Source organism: Roseateles sp. PN1, assembly GCF_038419725.1.
Classification (GTDB): Bacteria; Pseudomonadota; Gammaproteobacteria; order Burkholderiales; family Burkholderiaceae_C; genus Paucibacter_A.
This window is the reverse complement of record NZ_JBCARA010000013.1, coordinates 31,070-48,603: the sequence shown is the minus strand read 5'-3', so window position 1 is coordinate 48,603 and position 17,534 is coordinate 31,070. Positions and strand designations below refer to the sequence as shown.

Sequence of the window (17,534 nt, the reverse complement as noted above, 5' to 3'; positions counted from 1 at the left end):
GGCCATGCGGCAATCCAAGAATCGCAGCAAGCGCGGCTGGCTCTGGCTTGCGCTGGGAGTGCCGAGCCTGCTGGCCATCCTCGGCCTGGCCTGCTGCACCCGCTTGCCCACACTCAGCCCGGAGTTGTCGCGCAGCGCCCGCACACCGCTGATCATCGAGGGCGCCAACGGCCCCTTGTCGGCCCGCCAGGCCAAGGCCATCTTGCTGCGCCTGAGCGAAAGCGCCCCAGCGACCGGCATCTTTGACCGCCATCTGGCGCTGGAAGAAGCCATCAACGGCAGCCCCTTGAGTGCGGGCAATGCGGTGCAACTCTTGCAAGACGGGCCGGCCACTTACCGGGCCATGTTTGCGGCCATTTTGGCGGCGCAGGATCACATCAATATGGAGACCTACATCCTCGACGACGATGAGGTCGGCCAACGTTTTGCCCAGGCCTTGATCGAGAAGCAGCGCGCCGGGGTGCAGGTCAATTTGCTGCGCGACAGCGCCGGCACCATGGCCACGCCGGCGGCCTTTTTCGAGCGTCTGCGCGCCGCCGGCATTGCGGAGCTGGAGTTCAACCCGCTCAACCCGGTGCATGCGCTGAGCGAGCGCAGCGAGTGGGAGCTGAATCAGCGCGACCACCGCAAGCTGCTGATCGTTGACGGCCGCATCGCTTTTCTGGGCGGCATCAATATCAGCAGCGTCTATTCGGGCGGGTCCTTCAAGTCGGGGTCGCACGCGGCCAAGACAGCGAATGCGCAAAGCGGCTTGGCTTGGCGCGATACCGATCTGCAACTGCAAGGGCCGGTGGTGGCTGATTTGCAGCGCTTGTTCATCGCCAGTTGGCAAGCCCAGCAGGGCCCGCCCTTGGCCGCGAGGCACTACTTCCCTGCCCTGCCGGCGGTGGGCCGGGAGGTGGTGCGCGCCATCGGCAGTTCACCCGACGAGCCCTTCAGCCTGATCTACGCCACCTTGCTGTCGGCCATTGCCAGCGCCGAAACCAGTGTGCATCTGACCAATGCCTACTTTGTGCCCGACCCACGGCTGCTGGCCGCGCTGATCGATGCGGCCCAGCGCGGGGTGGACGTCAGCCTGATCCTGCCCGGCAAGTCGGATTCCCAGCTGGTGCTGCAGGCCGGGCGCGCCAGTTACGCGCCGCTGCTGCAAGCGGGGGTGAAGATTTTTGAGCACCAAGGCGCCATCTTGCACGCCAAGTCCGCCTCGATTGACGGCGTCTGGTCAACCGTGGGCTCCACCAATCTGGACTGGCGCAGCTTTGTGCACAACCAGGAGTTGAATGCGGTGGTGCTGGGCGCCGACTTTGGCGCGCAGCTGCAAGCCTTGTTTGAGCGCGACCTGCGCGCCTCGACCCAGATCAGCTGGGCGATGTGGCAGCAACGCCCGCTGTCGGACCGGCTGCAGGAGTGGTTTGCGAGTGCCTGGGCGTATTGGCTGTAGTTCCGGCGCCCGCATCAGGACTCACCTCATGCGCCTGGAGCATCTGCCCCAGCGCCGCCAGCCAGTCTTCCAGCCCGGCGCCGCTGAGCACCTTGGCCAGCAGGGGCTGAACCAAGCCCACCAACAAGGCCGGCTTGAGCACACCACCCCAGCGCCAGGGCCGCGCCCAGACCAGCAAGCCACCGGCTGCAGCGCCCAGGCAGACCAGAGCCAGCGGATGCTTTTTCGCCAGCGGCGCCAAGCCCGCCTTGGCGCTCTGCGCCAACAGCGAGATGACGCCATTCAGCGGCTGCTTTTGCCACCAGGCCCGCGCCAAGGCCATCAAGAGGCCGGTCGCCTGCATAGCCTTCAAATCGGCCAAGCAATCTGCCAGCTCGGCATTGCCAGCGGGCCGATCACGCAAGCCTTGCTGCAAGCGGGTGCGCGACAGCGCCAAGCGAGCCAGGGCAGCAGAAGTGGATGTTGCGATTGAGGATGTGCTTGCCGGCGGCCTGCTCATGCGCCACCTTCCGGCGCTGCATCCCGGCTCTGCAACAGGGCACGGTCGGCGGCCCACTGCTGGCGCAGCTGGACAAACAAGGCACCGTCCCGGCTGCCGCTGGCCGAGGCGGCACGCATGCACACCAGCGCCAACAGCAGCGGCGGCAGCGGCACGCACACCATCAGCCAGGGCGCGTGGATTTGCGCCGGCGGCGTCACCGCCCACAGCAGCAGCGCCACGCCGCCCAAGCCAACGCCCAGGGCCACGCTGCACATCACCACGGCATGCAGCACGAAGCGCCGCCGCAACGCGTGCTTGGCCTCTTCAAACTCCGCACCGAACAAGTCGGCATAGGCTTGCGCATGCTCGGCCAAGGCCGTGGGCTGCGTCGTGAACAGATGGAAAAGCGCATGCAGCATGGTGGTGCGGAAGTGGAGAAGCGCCAGAGGGCGGTGCCGTGCAGCTTCAGCTGCGCGTGCGGTTCAGCATATTGACCAAGGCCATCAGGGCCGCGCCGGCAGCTGCGGCCATCAGCACCGACTTGAGCGGCTCGGCGCGAATGTAGTTCGTGCTGTTGGTGCCGGCCCGAAGCGCTTGCTCACGCAGGCGCAGCGATTGATCGCGCACCGCGTCCACGGTTTGGTGGGCCAGATGGCTGGCGCGGTCGGCCGCTCTGTGCAGCATGGGCTCGGCCTGATCGCGCAATTCTTGTACGCCGTCGCTCAGGCCATTGAGGGCCTCTTGTGCCAGCTGCTGCGTGGCCTGAACGGCTTGGGCCGCTTGCTCAACCGGGTGACCGGCATGATCGAGGCTGCTGAGTGCAGGGCTAGATGAAGACTTATTGCTACCGAACATGATGTGTCCTTAGAGAGTTGTGGTGGGGTGAGCCGAACAGGCAGCTGAGCAAGTCAGTTCTTGCCAATCCAGCCAAACAAAAAGCTGGCAACCGCTAGCACCGCGAAGATCACGAACAAGATCTTGGCGATGCCCACGGCACTGGCCGCGATGCCGCCGAAGCCAAACACGGCGGCAATCAGGGCGATCACGAAAAAGACAACGGCGTAGTGAAGCATGCTGATCTCCTGTCAAGCCGGGGCTAGGGGCTGATGGCGGTGAGGTCGCCGCCCAAGTGGCGGCGGCATGCAAGGAGTGTGGGCTCTGCACAGCGCGGCCGCGATAGGCGGCCCGCTTGCAGCAGGGTCGGACGACCCGGCGCCGCTGTGTAGGACGATGGCTCTGCGCCCCCGCCCGAGGTTTCGCCAGCCCGTCCGCTCGGCCGCAAATCAGCCTATGCCGGGCTGTCTTGGGCCGGCAGCAAGAGCTGAATCAAAGTGCCTTGGCCCTGCTGCGAGCACACCGTCAGGCGCCCGCCCTCAGCCTCCACCCGCACGCGCATGCCCAGCAAGCCATAGGCCGAACGTGGCGTGGCATCGGCATCGAAGCCCAGGCCATCGTCACGCACCGATACCGTCACCCAGCCCTGCGCCTGTTTCATCTCCACCCAGAGCTGACTCGCCTGCGCGTACTTGGAGATATTGGTGATCGCCTCTTGCAGCACCCGGTAAACCACGATCTCGGTGCCGCTGGCCAGGGCCACCGGATGCAAATCGCAATGCACTTGCACGCCCTGGGCCTCGGCAAAGTCACGCACCAAGATCTCCAGGGTCGGCAGCAGGCCGAGATTACTCAGCGTTGAGGGCCGCAAGTCCTCGATGATGGTGCGCCCCAGGGCGATACTGGCATTGAGGGTGCTGACCAGATGCGCCAAGCGCTCCAAGGCCTCGGTCACGCCGGGCGCCGGCACCGGAGCCTGGTTCAGGCGCGACTTGATGCGCGCGGCGTCCAGCTTGGCCGAGGTCAGCAAGGCGCCCAGCTCATCATGCAGATTGCGCGCCAGGCGGCCGCGCTCATCTTCGCGGGCGCTCAGCAAATGTTGGGTCAGCTCGGTCAGCATCAGCTTGCTGATGCCGGCCTCGTCTTGCAGCTGGTCGCGGTCGTCTTGCAGGCTGCGGCTGGAGTCCTGCAATTGCTGTTCCAGAATCAGGCTCTTGCGCACGTACAAGAACAAGGCCAGCAAGCAAGCCGCGCAGAGAGCGGCCAGGCCGATGCGGTTGATCAGCAGGGTGCTGGCCAGCGCAGCTTGTTCTTCGGCCGTGCGAGCGGTCTCCAATTTCAAGAGCGCCGAGACGTGGTCTCGAAACGCGTCCATTTCCTCTTTGTCCGCACCGCTTTGCACCAGCTCGCGCGCCTGCTCGCGCTGCCCGGCGTCGGTCAAGCGTATGCCCTGCGACAGCAGGGCGAGCTTGGCATCAAAATGCTGCCGGGTTTCGGCCAGCAGGGCCTTGTAGGCGGGATCACGCTCATAAGAGAGATCAAGCTCGCGCATGCCGTCCTGGCTCGCCGCCAGCCCCCGCGCATAGGGCGCCAGATAGGCCTTGTTCTCAGTCAGCAGATAGCTGCGCTGATTGGTTTCAGCATCCAGCAGACCCATCAACACCAGGCGTGTGGTCATGCGGATCTTGGTCATCATGGCCAACTCCGCCAGGCTGGCGGTGGCGCGCTGGTAGGAACTCTCGCTCAGAAAGATGACGGCCACCGTCGCCACACAGGCCAGGGGCACGACCAGCGGACTGCGCCTTGCGACAGTGAAAAGATTCATAAGCCGGCCCAAAGGGAATTCGTGGGATCATGGCCCATAGGAGCGCCGTCACACCCATGATTCGTATCGCCATTGTTGATGACCACGCCATCGTTCGCGCCGGCTTGCAGCAGTTTTTTGCCGAGCAGATCGATTTCCAAGTCGTGGCCGAGGCGGCCACCGGCCGGGCGGCGATGGAGATCGTGCGCCAGGGTGAGGTCGATGTGATCTTGCTCGACATTTCCATGCCCGACCAAAGCGGCGTCGATACCCTGGCCGCCATCAAGGCGCGCGCGCCGGACTTGCCGGTCTTGATTTTGAGTGGCTTCCCCGAGGCCCATTACGCCACCACCTTGCTGCGCCAAGGTGCGAGCGGCTATCTGAACAAGGACTGCGACCCGGATGAGATTGTTCGCGCCATTCGCACCGTGGTGCGCGGGCGCAAATACATCAGCGCCGGTGTGGCCGAGCAATTGGCCAATGGGCTGGCCAGTGGCGGCGACCGCCCGCCGCATGAAAGCTTGTCGGAGCGTGAGTTGCAGGTCTTCTTGCGCCTGGCCCGGGGCGAGACGATTGGCCATATGGCCGACAGCATGTCGCTCAGCGTCAAAACAGTCAGCACCTACCGCACCCGCGTGATGGAAAAAATGTCGCTCGCATCCAATAGCGACCTGACCTACTACGCCCTGAAGAACGGCCTGATTCAATAAGGCTGGCGGGCCGGCAGCGCGGGGACTCACTCGCCAAGCACAGCACGCGCCCATCTCAGTCCAGGCCAGCGCGGCCGGTGTCGCCCACCGCCAAGCGGCAGCAATAGTCCAGCAAGTCATCAATTTCATTGGACTTGTCGAACACCCGCGCCGCACCCAAGGCCAGGCACTTACGCCGCATATCGCTGGTGGCGTAGTTGCTGAGCACCACCATGGTGTGGTGGCCGGGTATGGCGCTGAGCGCCGTCAACACACCGATGCCTGAGCCCTGCTTCAAGAAGATATCGACGATGGCCAAGTCAAAGCGGTGCGCGTTCTGGCGGGTCCACTGCACCGCGCTGGCCTCATCTTCGGCCGTGCCGACCACTTCGATCGGACCAAGCTCTTCCAGGGTCGCGATCAAATTCTCACGGATCACCGGGCTGTCCTCGACGATGTAAGTCTTGAGCCTGGCCATGGGCCGCGCAAGTTCGATGGGGTCAGGGGCCGAGATTTCAGGTGTCATGGGGGGTGGCGGCTGGCTGGGCAAGGCCCAAACGTATCCCGCTGACCTCGGGTCATTGGTGGATGGGCCGAGTGTGCCAGCAAAGCCACGCATGCTGCAGGTTGGACTTGCCCGGCTTGATGTAGGAATTGGCCTACAGCAGCCGCCCAAGGCCCATGCGTAGGACAGCAACTACGCGCTTCCAAGCCCCCGTCTGCTTCCGCCAGAGGGTGCTGGCTTCAACACTGCTCCTACCGCACCAATGATGCCGCTCAAATTCAAAATTAGCGGAGAACCACTCTCACTTCAGGAGCTTTCGATGAGTTCAAAGCTGAAACTACTGGCCGCTGCAGCGGGCCTCGCCTTGGCCACCCAGGCCGGCGCCCAGATCACCTTCTACGAGCATGACAGCTTCGCCGGCCGATCCTTCAAAACGCAGAACAAGGTCAACAATCTGCAGCGCTATGGCTTCAACGACATGGCCTCCTCGGCGGTGGTCGGCAAGGGGCGCTGGGAGGTTTGCGATCAACAGAATTTTGGTGGGCGCTGCGCCATCTTGCGCCGCGGCAACTACCTGAACTTCTCATCCATGGGTCTGAACGACCGCATCTCGTCGGCACGCGCGGTGTCGGCCAATGCCCAGTTTGATGACGAGCGCTATGCCCCCGCGCCGGTGTCGAGCTATGACTCGCGCCGCCGCGATAACGAACGCCTGTATGAGGCCGAGGTCACCTCGGTGCGCGCCGTGATGGGCCATCAAGCCCAACAGCGCTGCTGGATCGAGCAGCAAGAAGTCTCCCAAAGCAGCAATGCCAATGTGCCGGCCGCCCTGGTGGGCGCCTTGATTGGCGGCGTGCTGGGTCACCAGGTGGGCGGCGGCCGCGGCAAAGACTTGGCGACCGTGGGTGGTGTGGTGGCCGGCGCAGCACTCGGCTCGCGGATGGGGGACGACGGGCAATCCAGCCGGACCCAAGACGTGCAGCGCTGCAGCTCCGACACGGGCCAACAACAAGGCCGGCCTGAGTACTGGGACGTGTCCTACACCTTTCAGGGCCGCCAGCACCGCATGCAAATGAGCTCACCCCCGGGCCGCACCATCATCGTCAACCGGCAAGGCGAACCGCGCACTTGAAGTTATACGCAGCCAAGGCCCGGCGCTGACCGTAGGACATTGACTACCCCGACAAGCGAAGTCGTCCGCTAGGCCAGCCGCCCCGGCAAGCCAACACTGGGGACTCGCTCACCCGTCGCAAAAGGTCCCCCATGAGCTTCGTTCTTTTAGCGCTGACCGCGCTGGCGTTTGCGTCCTCATGCGGACTCGCGATTTTGAGCTGGTATGCCGCAGAGCAAGTCCAGGCGGAAATGGGGCGCCAGGCGCTAGGCGGCTTGCGGATCTGGGATGACTGATCGCCCCCAAGCCGATCGCACACCCACAAAAATTTCTTTCTCCCTTTCTTTCATCAAGCACCAAGGAACATCATGAACACTCAATTCAATCTCAAGGCTTCAATCCTTCTTGCCGCCCTGTTCTGCGTGCCTGTGGCGCAAGCCGCCATGACCAGCAAGGATGAGTACAAGGCCAACAAGACCCGCATTGCGGCGGACTACAAGTCCGAGAAAGCGGCCTGCGGCGCCATGAACGGCAATGCCAAGGACATTTGCGTTGAGGAAGCCAAGGGTCGCGAAAAGGTGGCACTCGCTGAAGGCGAATATGCCCACACCGGCAGCGCCGCCGACAGCAAAAAAGTGATCATCGCCAAGGCGGAATCGAACTACGCGATTGCCAAAGAGAAATGCGATGACCGGTCCGGCAATGACAAGGACGTGTGCGTCAAAGAAGCCAAGGCAGTCGAAGCCAAGATCCTGGCCGATGTGAAGTTGAGCAAGAAGATCGACTCGGCCGTGAAGGACGATGTGCAAACCAAGCGCGACGCCGACTACAAGGTGCGCGTCGAGAAGTGCGACTCCCAGTCCGGTGACGCCAAGGCTAGTTGCGTGGCGAACGCCAAGGCCAGCGTCGGTAAGGACTAAGTTTTAGTTCGGGGCAGTGATATGCCCGGTCGACATGCCAGCAGCCCAGGCCCCGCTTGGGCTGCGCCTTGAAAGGATGGCCTCGCCATGATTGCGTTTCAAGTCAGCGATATGAGTTGTTCGCGTTGTGCCGGCGCCATCACCAAGGCACTCAAAGAGGCCGATCACTCCGCCTTGGTGCGGGTGGATCTGGCCACCTTCACGGTCGAGATCGAACCCAGCCACGCCACAGCGCGGCAGCTGAGCGATGCGATCAAGCGGGCCGGCTATTCGCCGGTGGCGGCATGAAGAAGACCTTTGCGGTTTCCAAGGTCAGGTTGGATGCTGGCGGGCGCATCACCGCCGTGCTCTGGGGTCCGGTGGACACCGAGAAAAACGCCTGGGCCGCGCCCGAGGTGGAAGTACCGGTGAGCAAGGCCGTCAAGGCCATTCGCGCCGGCGCCCCGGTGTTCGCCCTATTTCCTTCGACCCATGGTCACATCCCCGACCGCCAATTCATGGTGGCAGACTATGAGGGCGGCCGCGCCACCATTGTGATGGACGGCCCGGCCACCCATGAGCGCGAGGTCCACGATATGGACCGGCTTGCCTGAGGACGGATGCGATGAATAGCTTGACCAAAATGGCCCTCGGCCTGATCGGCCAATTGAAGCCTTTGCCAGCGCTTGAAGGTGCCAGCACCCTGCTGCACCTGCCCGCGCCCTCGCTGACCGGCGGCATGCCCTTGATCGCTGCACTCGCCAGCCGGCAGTCGCGGCGCGAATTCGCGCCCGAGCCTCTGGCCGAACAACAACTCTCCGATCTGCTTTGGGCCGCGGCCGGCATCAACCGGCACGAACTCGGCGGGCGCACCGTGCCCAGCGCGATGAACTCGCAAGAGGTGCTGCTGTATGTGGCGATGCCGCAGGGCCTGTTTCTCTACGAGCCGCTGCCTCACCATTTGCGCCTGATCGTCGCCAGCGATGTGCGCCGCGTCACCGGCCAGCAAGATTTTGTCGACACCGCCCCGCTGGACCTCGTCTTCGTGGCCGACCATTCACGCCTGGGCCTGGTGCCCGCCGCCCAGCGCGAGGCGTACGCCTACGTCATGGCCGGTGCGATGGCGCAGAACGTGTATCTCTACTGCGCCTCGGAAGGCCTGGCCACGGTGATACGCGCCTGGTTCGACCGCGACGCGCTGTCGCAAGCCATGGGCCTGCAAGCCGATCACCAACTGCTGCTGTCGCAGACGGTGGGCGGAATGAAGGCTGAGTCCGGCGCCTGAAGGCACAGGCGCCGCGCAAGGGCGTCGGCGCTTCCATGCCCTTGCCAGCGATCAAACGCCAGCGACCGCACCAAATATGGCGCCGGCCGCTGCGGTAACCGCCATCGCCACCGCGCCCCAGAATGCCACCCGCCAGGTGCCGCCCCAGATGGGTGCCCCGCCCGCCTGGGCCGAGAGCGCACCCAGACCGGCCAGAAAGGCCAGGGACGAGGCGGACACCCAAACACTCAGCTGCGCAGGTGCTGCCACCACAGTCACGGCGACCACAGCAATCGGCAAGGCTGCGCCCAGCGCAAAGCTCGCCGCTGAAGCCCAGGCCGCCTGAAGAGGACGCGCGGCCGTGGTGTCAGACAAGCCCAATTCATCCCGCCCATGGGCCGCCAGCGCGTCATGCGCCATCAATTGCGCGGCCACCTGATCGGCCAGCGCCGGCGCCAGGCCACGGCCGACGTAGATGTCCGCCAACTCGCGCTGCTCACCCGCAGGGTCTTGGGCCAACTCGGCACGCTCACGCGCCAAGTCGGCATGCTCGGTGTCCTTTTGCGAGTGCACCGAGATGAACTCCCCAGCCGCCATCGACATGGCACCGGCGATCAGGCCCGAGACGCTGGTGAGCAAAATCAAACGCGGCTCGGTGCCGGCTGCCGCCACACCCAGCACCAGGCTGGCAGTGGACACGATGCCGTCATTGGCGCCCAGCACGGCGGCGCGCAGCCAGCCAATGCGGACGCTGCGGTGGTTTTCAGCAGGAAGACGCATGACTCAAACCCCAATCAAATTTCTAGTTATGCCAGGCCGAGCACTTGCACCAGCTACTCATGCCGCAGCGCCTCAATCGGGTCCATGCGCGCCGCGCGGCGGGCCGGGAAGTAGCCGAACACCACGCCAATCACCGCGGAGAACAGCAGGGACAGCAGATTGATGGCCGGATCGAATGTGTAGGGCACGCCCATCACACCCGACAGCGCATAAGACGCCGCCGTGGCAATGACGATGCCGATCACACCGCCCAGGGCCGACAGCACCACCGCCTCGATCAGGAACTGCAGCAGCACCTCGCTCTCCAGCGCGCCCACGGCAAGGCGCAAGCCGATCTCGCGGGTGCGCTCTGTGACGCTGACCAGCATGATGTTCATGATGCCGATGCCGCCCACCAGCAGGCTGACCGCCGCCACCGCGCCGAGCAAGCTGGTCAGCACGCCCATGGTGCTGGACAAGGTTTCGGCGAGTTGCTGGGTGTCGAAGATATTGAAGTTGTCGTCATCGCTCTCGGCCAGGTGGCGGCGCTCGCGCAGCAGCTGGCGCAGGCTGGCTTTGAGCGGCGCGCTGTCACTGCCGTCTTGCATGGACACCAGCAAGACGCCCACTTTGCGGCTGCCGGTGACCCGCCGCTGCAAGGTGTGCAGCGGCAGCAGCACGGTGTCGTCCTGATCCCCCATGCCGCCCTGCCCCTTGGCCGCCAGGATGGCGATCACCTCGCAGGAGAAATGCTTGACCCGCAATTGCTGGCCCAGGCCGGTCTGCCCCACGCTGCCGCCCCAGAGTTCGCGCCGCACCGTCTCGCCAATGATGCACACGGCCGCACCCGAGAGCTGCTCATCGGGCGCGAACAGCCGGCCGCTGGCAAGCTCCCAATTGCCGGTCTCAAACCAGGCATTGCTGCTGCCCACCACGGTGGTGGCCCAGTTGCGCCCATTGGCCACCACGGTGGCGGTGGCGCGGCCCTGTGGTGCCACCGCAGCCACGCCGCCGATTTGCGCGGCGATGGCCTCACCATCGGCCTCAATGAACTGCGGCACACCGCCGCCGCCCCCGCCGCCACCGATGCGCTGACCCGGGCTGACCATCAACAAATTGGTACCCAAGCTGGTGATCTTATCTTCAATCGCCTGCGTAGCGCCATTGCCCAAGGTCACCATGGTGATGACGGCGCTGACGCCGATGACGATGCCCAGGATGGTGAGGAAGGAGCGCAGCATATTGCGCCTCACCGAGCGCAGCGCCAGCATGAAGACGCTGAACAGCATCAGATGCTCTCCACACTGCTCTCAATGCCGTCCATCACCGGTGCGGCCGTGGTCGGATTGGGGTTGAGCACGTCCTTGGCGATGCGTCCATCAACGAAGTGCACCATGCGCCGTGCGTACGCGGCCATATCGGGCTCATGCGTCACCATCAGCACGGTGATGCCGTGGTCGCGGTTCAGCGCCATCAGCAGGCCCATGATCTCGTGGCTGCGCAGGGTGTCCAGATTGCCGGTGGGCTCGTCGGCCAGCACCACGGCGGGCTGGGTGACGATGGCGCGGGCAATCGCCACCCGCTGCTGCTGGCCGCCCGATAGCTCGCCCGGCGTGTGCTGCTCCCAGCCGGCCAGGCCCACATCGGCCAAGGCTTTGGCAGCTGCGCTGCGGAGCGCCGCCGCACCGTCGCCCCGGTACAGCAGCGGCAGCTCAACATTCTCTTGCGCCGAGGTGCGCGCCAGCAGATTGAAGCCCTGGAACACAAAGCCCAGGTAGCGCCGCCGCAAGCGCGCACGCTGGTCGCGCGACAGCGCTTCGACATGTGCGCCTCGGAACAGGTACTGGCCGCTGCAGGGCGTATCCAGGCAGCCCAGGATGTTCATGGCCGTGGACTTGCCCGAGCCGCTGGGGCCCATGATGGCGACGAACTCGCCGGCGTCTATGTCCAGGTTGATGCCCTTGAGCGCCAGCAGCTCCGCCGCACCGCTGCCATAGCGTTTGCTCACGCCGCGCAGCTCGATCAGGCGCGTGCTCACTTGGCCCCCGCTGTTTGCTGGGCGGTGATGACCCGCATGCCGGCGCTCAGCGCGCCGCTGACGATCTCGGTCATATGGCCGTCGCTGATGCCCGGCACCACGGCCACCGCCTTGGGCACCGCGCCGCTGATGGCCACACCGTTTGAGTCAGCGGGCAAGATCCAGACCTGACGCGCCGCGGCCGTGCTGGCGCCGTCGGCCGCACCGCGGCGCCGGCTCTCGGTCTTGGGCGGGCCGAAGGCAATGCCCGAGGCGATGCCCTTCTTGGCGCTGGCCGCTGCCGTGCTGGGCGCATAACGCAAGGCGGCGTTGGGCACCAGCAGCACGTCTTTGCGTTGGGTGGCCACGATGATGGCGGTGGCCGTCATGCCCGGGCGCAGGCTGAGGTCAGCGTTGTCCACATCGAGGTAGGTCAGATAGGTGACGACGTTGTCGGTGATGGTCGAGCCAAAACCCACCCGCGTGATGCGTGCCGGGAAGGGCCGGCTCAGATAGGCGCTCACGGTGAAGGTGGCCGCCTGGCCGACCTTGACCGCCCCCACATCGGCCTCGTCCACATAGACCCAGAGGCGCAGCCGGGCCAGGTCCTCGGCCACGGTGAACAGCGTCACCGCCTGCAGCGAGGCGGCAACCGTGTTGCCGGGGTCGACCGCGCGGGTCAGCACCACGCCATCGGCGGGCGCGGTGATCGAGGCTTTGGAGAGGTTGATCTGGTCGGTGGAGAGTGCTGCCAGCGCATCGCTGATGCCGGCCTGCGCGCTGCCGTCATCGGCAACGGAACGCGCCAGGGTGGCGCGGCCGCTATCCAGCTCGGCCTTGGACGGCACCTTGCCGCCGGACAGGCGCGCCACTTCTTCCAGACGGCCTAAAGCGGCGCGGGCTTCGGCCACGGTGGCCCCGGTCTGCGCATGCCGGGCGTGGGCGGCGGCCAAAGTGGCTTGCGAGCGCAGGATCTGGCCGCGCAGCTTGGCGGTGTCCAACACCACCAGCACCTGGCCTTTTTTTATGCGGTCATTGACGTCGACATTGACCTTCAAGACCGTGCCCGACAGCTCGCTGCCGATATTGATGGAGCGCGTGGGCTGCACCGTGCCATTGGCGGTGACGGTCAGCGTGAGATCGCCCCGCCCCACCACCACCGTGGTGTAGCCCGGCTCCGCCTTGGCCGCCCGCCCCGCCCACCACCAGGCGAGGCCCGCCGCGGCCAGCAACACCGCGGCGAGCAGGCCCCACAGCCAGCGCCGCAGGTACCAAGGCCGCGCCGCCGGCTCGCCCAGCAGTTCAGACAGATCGGCGCCGGGCGCCGCCGTGCCTGATGCTGCTGCAGGTTTGGCTTCAGCTTTTGCCTCGGGTTTGGCGGCGGCCTGGGGTTCGGTTGGAGGGACGGCGGCAACTTCGGGCGCAGGCGCAGGCGCAGGCGCAGGCACGGGCCCGGGAACTACCACTGGAGCCGGGGGCGGGATCGCTGAGTTCATCTGTTGGGTGCTTCCACGGCGGGCGACCAACCGCCGCCTAATGCTTTGAATAAGCGCACTTGGTCGCTACCCACTTCGGCACTGGCGCTGGCCACGCCGTCCTGGGTGGCGAACTGGGTGCGCTGGGTTTCGAGCACGGTTTGAAAATCGATCAGGCCGCTGCTGTAGCGCTGGCGGGCCAGCTGGGCGGCGCTGCTGGCGGCGTCTGCCGCCAAGCGCAGGCTGGCCAGGCGCAGGCGCGCGCCCTGCAGCGCCAGCAGCGCGTCTTCGACTTGCTGCAAAGCGCTGAGCACCGCCGCGCGATACAGCACTTGCGCCTGAGTCAAAGCCGCCTGCTGCACGCGCAGCTGCGCGCTCAAGGCGCCGCCATCAAAGAGCGGCAGGCTCACACTGGCCAGCAAGCTGCCCAGCACCGCATTGCTATTGCCCAGCGCGCCGACCGTGGCAGCACTCCAGCCCAAAGAGCCGCCGATGGCAAAGCTGGGAAAGCGTTGCGCCTGGGCCTGCGCCTCGCGAGCCAGGGCCGCGGCCACTTGGTATTCGGCCGCGCGCACATCGGCACGTTGGCGCAAGGTCTCGGCGGGGATGTTCAGAGACAAAACCTCGCGCGCTTGCGGCACCTTGAGCGCCGAGCCGACGGCGCCAAACTCGGCCATCTCCAACAGGGCCGCCGGCGGCCGCCCCGTCAGCACCGCCAGCGCATGCAGCGACTGCCCGCTGCTGGTTTGCAGCAGGGGAATCAGGGAGCGGCTTTGCTCGACGGCGGCGCGCGCCTGCTCGGCCTCCAGCGCGGTGACCAAGCCCGCTTGCTGGCGCCACAGCGTGATCTGCAGCGTTTCCTCTTGGCTGGCCAGGTTCTCGGCTGCGATGAGACTGCGCACCTGGCTGGTTCGCAGCAAGATGTAGTTCAGCGCCACCTCGGCTGCGATTTGCACCTGCACATCGCCCAGGCCGGCCTGGCTGGCCGCGAGGCCGGCTTCGCCCGCTTCCAAGGCGGCACGCCGGGCGCCAAACAAGTCCAGTGCCCAGCTGGCATCGGCACCGAGCTGAAAGTTTTTGCCACTGCTGCGGCCGCCCACCGTGCCACGCTGCGCGGAGGCCTGGCCCGTCACGTTCGGCCACAAAGCGGCAGCGGCAAGGTCGCGCAGCGCCCGCGCCTGCCCCAGCGCCGCACGCGCGCCCTGCACCGTGGTGTTGGCCTGCAGGGCCTGGCCTTCTAAAGCATCAAGCTGGGCATCATCAAAGCGCTGCCACCAAGCCAAGAGCGAAGCGGTGCTGACGGCTGAGCCGCCCGCTGCTGCTGCCGCTACTGCAGTGCCCCTTGACCAAGCGGCAGGCATGTCGAGCTTGGCCAGCGACGCTTCCTCGCTTGGCGCCAGCGACGCGCAGGCTGCCAAGCTGCCGAGCAAGCCCAGGCCGGCGAATCGGCACGCCAGCATGACGCATGGCGCAATGCCCATGACCCGCTTCACCGGCGCGGCCGACCGGCGTCAAGGCGCCGCGTCAGCACGCCAGCAAGTTCGCCAGGGCCATCAAAGTTCAGGGGCATGATGCGAGTCCTCCGCTGCTGCTACTACTGCTGCCACCCGGCCGAGTCGGCGAGGTGTGACGATGACACTGTTTTAGTAGGCGATGAACAGGCCGTCTGTTCGGCAGCGCACACGGCAGGATCCATGGCGGTGAGCCAAGCGCGCGCACCACGGCGCGAGTCAACCCAGTGAATGACTACGTTTAGGCGAGGCAAACTCACCCGCGCAGGCCGTGGCCCTCAGCCCTGCGCCCATGCACAGGTATAAAGCCGCCGACCGATTGCACGGCGCTGGCGGCCCGCCGCACCGCCTCAAAATCCGACGCCAAGACGTCGACCGGCCGGCACTGAGCTAGATGCGCGTTAGCCCCAGCGAACCAAGCCGCCACCGCCCAACCCGACCACAGCTGCGGCAAGGCGGCACGCACCTCTTGCGCCTCCGCCTTCAAGGCCAAGTCCTGCGCCTCAAACTGAAACATCGGTATCCACAAACTGCTGCGCCATTCAAAGCCGAAGACTTGGCCCGTATGAACGAGTTGGGCGAGGCTGCAGGCACGGCCGAGCTGATATTCCTCCAGCAAGCGCGCCAACACATCAGCCGGCGCAGTGCCCCCCGTCGCCCGAAATGCCTCCAGCAAGGCGATGAAGCCGCGGCCGCTGGGCACTTCAAGCTCAGACGGTGGCTGGTAGGTGAACGAAGGTGCAAACGCGGCACGGCTGGCGCGGCTCATTGCGCCCCCTTGTGATCTTTTTGGCCCGTGTTCTTGTGCCGGCCCAGCACTTCATTGGGCTCGGTCGGCGCGAGGGGTGACTTGGCTGCGGGCTTGTTTTGCGCGGGCTTAGTCGGCCGCCCAGGCACGGGCGCCATCCAGGGGCTTTGGTACTTCTTGTTCATCAGGAGCTCCTATCAAAACGTGGGCACCGGCGTCCGCAATGACGTCAGCATGGGAAAGCACAGCCTAAGCAAGCCCAGCGCGGCCTTCTGTGCGACAGCGCACGCGCGCGACATCAGTTCATTGGCGCGTCAAGGTGCGCTGTCGCACAGAAATCATGTGCGCCGGCGCGCAAGCTCAAGCCCCTCAAGCAACCGGATGGACACTTATGAAAACTGATTCACAGCTGCAACAAGACGTGATGGCCGAGCTGAAGTGGGAGCCTTCGGTGCATGCCGCGCAGATCGGCGTCGAGGTCAAGGACGGTGTGGTGACGCTGGCCGGTGAGGTCAGCAGCTATACCGAGAAGCTCAATGCCGAGCGCGCCGCGCAAAGGGTGCATGGCGTCAAGGCCTTGGCCGTGGAGATGTCGGTCAAGCTCTCACAGCTGGGCAAGCGCAACGATGCGGACATCGCCGGCTCCGCCCGCAATATCCTGAGCTGGACCAGCTCACTCCCCAGCGACGCGGTCAAGGTGCTGGTGGAGGACGGCTGGCTGACCCTGTCGGGCGATGTGGAGTGGCAATTCCAACGTCAGGACGCGGCGGACAGCGTGCGCTATCTGCTGGGCGTTGTTGGCGTCAGTAATCAGATTGCCATCAAGCCCATGTTGTCGGCGACGGTCGTCAAGGCGGACATTGAGTCTGCCCTCAAGCGCCGCGCCGCAGCCGATGCCAAGACCATCACGGTCGAGGTCAAGGGTACCGACGTCACCCTCACCGGCACCGTGCACAGCTGGGCCGAGCGTGACCTGGCCAGACGCTCCGCCTGGGGCAGCGTGGGCGTGCGCAATGTTGTCGACAAGATGAACCTCGTCTGAGCGAGGTGGAGGGGATTGCGAGCGAGGCAGGTCCTGCTTGTTTCGCACGCGATCAGTAAGCCGTGTCCGAGTTTCTGCATTCAGTCACAGCTCGGCAAGCTCACAAGATCAGCAATCAACAAGGGGCAGCAGCATGGACATCACCACACACCGCGCACGCATCATCGGCCCGGTCTCTTACCTGGCCGGCACGGGGCGCAAACAGCGCATTCCCATCGGGCCTTGTCTGGTGGAAAGCCGGGACGGGCGACCGATCGACATCGTCTGGGGCGCGCAGGGGCAAAGCTCCGTCACCCTGCCCTTCGAAGATTTACAAGCCGCCCAAGATCAAGGGCATTTGGTGCTGCTGGACTGATAACGCCGATGCTGTGCGGATAGGTTCAAGACTGGGGCACGGGTGGGCGCAGTTGCAAATCGAACTGCGCCAGGCTGGTCACAAAGATGGCGGTCACCGCCCTGTCTAGGCTCTCCGGGCTGAAGGCATCTGAGTTCGCGAGTTCAGCGGCGCTGTGAAGCGACTGCCGCTGGGCTAGTCCCGCCATCACCACATCGCCACAGGCATCCAGCAGTCGGACATCCAGCGCCACGTATGGCTCTTGGCCCAGCGCCATGCCGTCGAGCAAGCTGATGTCGACGATGCCGATCAAGCCACGCTGTCCAACCAGGGCCAAAAAGGTCGAGTACCCGCGCGGCGTCTGCCGGACCTGCACGTCACCGCGCAGGCCGATGCCCTGAAAGCGCCGCAGCAGTGTTTGCGCACAGGCCTCGAGCCGCGGCTGCAGGGCCTGAGTCAAACGGGTGACGGTGATCTCCCATGCCGGCTGGCTGGGCGCTGCGGGGATGGGGTGTGGGATGGCCATGACTCAGATTGTCCGGCGCGAGCCCTAAGCGCCATGCCCGAAACAGGCGGGTCATCGCCGCTCACCCATGTGCTGGACACAACCGCTGGCTGGC

The 17,534-nt window shown here is 65.4% G+C and carries 24 protein-coding genes; 10 read left to right on the top strand and 14 right to left on the bottom strand.

Annotated features, from left to right (window positions below):
- The first annotated feature begins 4 nt into the window (after positions 1-4).
- A complete protein-coding gene (locus AABB87_RS18755) occupies positions 5-1,441 on the top strand; it encodes a phospholipase D-like domain-containing protein (protein ID WP_341972786.1) in 1,437 nt (478 codons plus the stop codon).
- Here the strand turns inward: AABB87_RS18755 and AABB87_RS18750 are convergent.
- The 5 genes from AABB87_RS18750 to AABB87_RS18730 form a co-directional block, all read right to left on the bottom strand.
- The gene (locus AABB87_RS18750; RefSeq protein WP_341972784.1) at positions 1,359-1,940 is read right to left on the bottom strand and encodes a hypothetical protein; all 582 of its coding nucleotides are present in this window, start codon (positions 1,938-1,940) and stop codon (positions 1,359-1,361) included. The two genes, AABB87_RS18755 and AABB87_RS18750, sit on opposite strands and share 83 nt — an antisense overlap.
- Positions 1,937-2,341, bottom strand: coding sequence for a hypothetical protein (locus tag AABB87_RS18745; protein ID WP_341972782.1), 405 nt, complete (start codon positions 2,339-2,341; stop codon positions 1,937-1,939). The genes AABB87_RS18750 and AABB87_RS18745 overlap by 4 nt, the downstream gene beginning before the upstream one ends.
- Positions 2,342-2,387: 46 nt before the next feature.
- Entirely contained in the window at positions 2,388-2,777 is a 390-nt protein-coding gene (locus tag AABB87_RS18740) for a hypothetical protein (protein WP_058718921.1), read from the bottom strand.
- A 53-nt stretch (positions 2,778-2,830) separates the two neighbouring features.
- Entirely contained in the window at positions 2,831-2,995 is a 165-nt protein-coding gene (locus AABB87_RS18735; RefSeq protein WP_341972780.1) for a DUF1328 domain-containing protein, read from the bottom strand.
- Between the two features lie 215 nt (positions 2,996-3,210).
- Positions 3,211-4,581, bottom strand: a complete 1,371-nt coding sequence (locus tag AABB87_RS18730) for a CHASE3 domain-containing protein (protein ID WP_341972779.1) — start codon at positions 4,579-4,581, stop codon at positions 3,211-3,213.
- Between the two features lie 56 nt (positions 4,582-4,637).
- Between AABB87_RS18730 and AABB87_RS18725 the strand changes: the two genes are divergently transcribed.
- Positions 4,638-5,270: a response regulator gene (locus AABB87_RS18725; protein WP_058718919.1), complete on the top strand. Its 633-nt coding sequence runs from the start codon at positions 4,638-4,640 to the stop codon at positions 5,268-5,270.
- 55 nt (positions 5,271-5,325) lie between these two features.
- Here AABB87_RS18725 and AABB87_RS18720 read toward each other — a convergent pair whose 3' ends face one another.
- Entirely contained in the window at positions 5,326-5,775 is a 450-nt protein-coding gene (locus tag AABB87_RS18720) for a response regulator (RefSeq protein WP_445944886.1), read from the bottom strand.
- 298 nt (positions 5,776-6,073) lie between these two features.
- Here AABB87_RS18720 and AABB87_RS18715 point away from each other — a divergent pair, with 298 nt between their 5' ends.
- The 6 genes from AABB87_RS18715 (at position 6,074) to AABB87_RS18690 (ending at position 9,049) form a co-directional block, all read left to right on the top strand.
- Positions 6,074-6,886, top strand: a complete 813-nt coding sequence (locus tag AABB87_RS18715) for a beta/gamma crystallin-related protein (protein ID WP_341972777.1) — start codon at positions 6,074-6,076, stop codon at positions 6,884-6,886.
- 131 nt (positions 6,887-7,017) lie between these two features.
- The gene (locus AABB87_RS18710) at positions 7,018-7,161 is read left to right on the top strand and encodes a hypothetical protein (protein WP_156421871.1); all 144 of its coding nucleotides are present in this window, start codon (positions 7,018-7,020) and stop codon (positions 7,159-7,161) included.
- A 72-nt stretch (positions 7,162-7,233) separates the two neighbouring features.
- Positions 7,234-7,785, top strand: coding sequence for a hypothetical protein (locus tag AABB87_RS18705; protein WP_341972776.1), 552 nt, complete (start codon positions 7,234-7,236; stop codon positions 7,783-7,785).
- 87 nt (positions 7,786-7,872) lie between these two features.
- Positions 7,873-8,073, top strand: coding sequence for a heavy-metal-associated domain-containing protein (locus tag AABB87_RS18700; RefSeq protein ID WP_058718916.1), 201 nt, complete (start codon positions 7,873-7,875; stop codon positions 8,071-8,073).
- A complete protein-coding gene (locus tag AABB87_RS18695; RefSeq protein WP_058718915.1) occupies positions 8,070-8,378 on the top strand; it encodes a hypothetical protein in 309 nt (102 codons plus the stop codon). Before AABB87_RS18700 ends, AABB87_RS18695 begins: the two co-directional genes overlap by 4 nt.
- Before the next feature lie 11 nt (positions 8,379-8,389).
- Positions 8,390-9,049, top strand: coding sequence for a SagB/ThcOx family dehydrogenase (locus AABB87_RS18690; protein ID WP_341972773.1), 660 nt, complete (start codon positions 8,390-8,392; stop codon positions 9,047-9,049).
- 51 nt (positions 9,050-9,100) lie between these two features.
- Here the strand turns inward: AABB87_RS18690 and AABB87_RS18685 are convergent, their stop codons facing one another.
- From AABB87_RS18685 to AABB87_RS18655, 7 genes are all read right to left on the bottom strand, one after another.
- Positions 9,101-9,808 carry a VIT1/CCC1 transporter family protein gene (locus AABB87_RS18685; RefSeq protein ID WP_341972771.1) on the bottom strand — a complete coding sequence of 236 codons (708 nt, stop codon included), beginning with the start codon at positions 9,806-9,808 and terminating at the stop codon, positions 9,101-9,103.
- 53 nt (positions 9,809-9,861) lie between these two features.
- Entirely contained in the window at positions 9,862-11,076 is a 1,215-nt protein-coding gene (locus tag AABB87_RS18680; RefSeq protein ID WP_341972770.1) for an ABC transporter permease, read from the bottom strand.
- The gene (locus AABB87_RS18675; protein ID WP_341972769.1) at positions 11,076-11,825 is read right to left on the bottom strand and encodes an ABC transporter ATP-binding protein; all 750 of its coding nucleotides are present in this window, start codon (positions 11,823-11,825) and stop codon (positions 11,076-11,078) included. Before AABB87_RS18675 ends, AABB87_RS18680 begins: the two co-directional genes overlap by 1 nt.
- A complete protein-coding gene (locus AABB87_RS18670; protein ID WP_341972890.1) occupies positions 11,822-13,114 on the bottom strand; it encodes an efflux RND transporter periplasmic adaptor subunit in 1,293 nt (430 codons plus the stop codon). The genes AABB87_RS18675 and AABB87_RS18670 overlap by 4 nt, the downstream gene beginning before the upstream one ends.
- A 182-nt stretch (positions 13,115-13,296) precedes the next feature.
- Positions 13,297-14,739, bottom strand: a complete 1,443-nt coding sequence (locus AABB87_RS18665; RefSeq protein ID WP_341972768.1) for an efflux transporter outer membrane subunit — start codon at positions 14,737-14,739, stop codon at positions 13,297-13,299.
- A gap of 307 nt (positions 14,740-15,046) precedes the next feature.
- Positions 15,047-15,559, bottom strand: a complete 513-nt coding sequence (locus AABB87_RS18660) for a hypothetical protein (protein ID WP_341972767.1) — start codon at positions 15,557-15,559, stop codon at positions 15,047-15,049.
- Complete coding sequence (locus AABB87_RS18655) at positions 15,556-15,723, bottom strand: hypothetical protein (RefSeq protein ID WP_156421869.1); 168 nt, start codon at positions 15,721-15,723, stop codon at positions 15,556-15,558. The genes AABB87_RS18660 and AABB87_RS18655 overlap by 4 nt, the downstream gene beginning before the upstream one ends.
- Before the next feature lie 206 nt (positions 15,724-15,929).
- On the opposite strand from AABB87_RS18655, the gene AABB87_RS18650 reads away from it, so the two are divergent.
- Entirely contained in the window at positions 15,930-16,580 is a 651-nt protein-coding gene (locus AABB87_RS18650) for a BON domain-containing protein (RefSeq protein ID WP_341972766.1), read from the top strand.
- Between the two features lie 133 nt (positions 16,581-16,713).
- Positions 16,714-16,935, top strand: a complete 222-nt coding sequence (locus AABB87_RS18645) for a hypothetical protein (RefSeq protein ID WP_058718908.1) — start codon at positions 16,714-16,716, stop codon at positions 16,933-16,935.
- Positions 16,936-16,960: 25 nt separating this feature from the next.
- Here AABB87_RS18645 and AABB87_RS18640 read toward each other — a convergent pair whose 3' ends face one another.
- Positions 16,961-17,440, bottom strand: a complete 480-nt coding sequence (locus tag AABB87_RS18640) for a hypothetical protein (protein WP_341972765.1) — start codon at positions 17,438-17,440, stop codon at positions 16,961-16,963.
- Positions 17,441-17,534 lie beyond the last annotated feature (94 nt).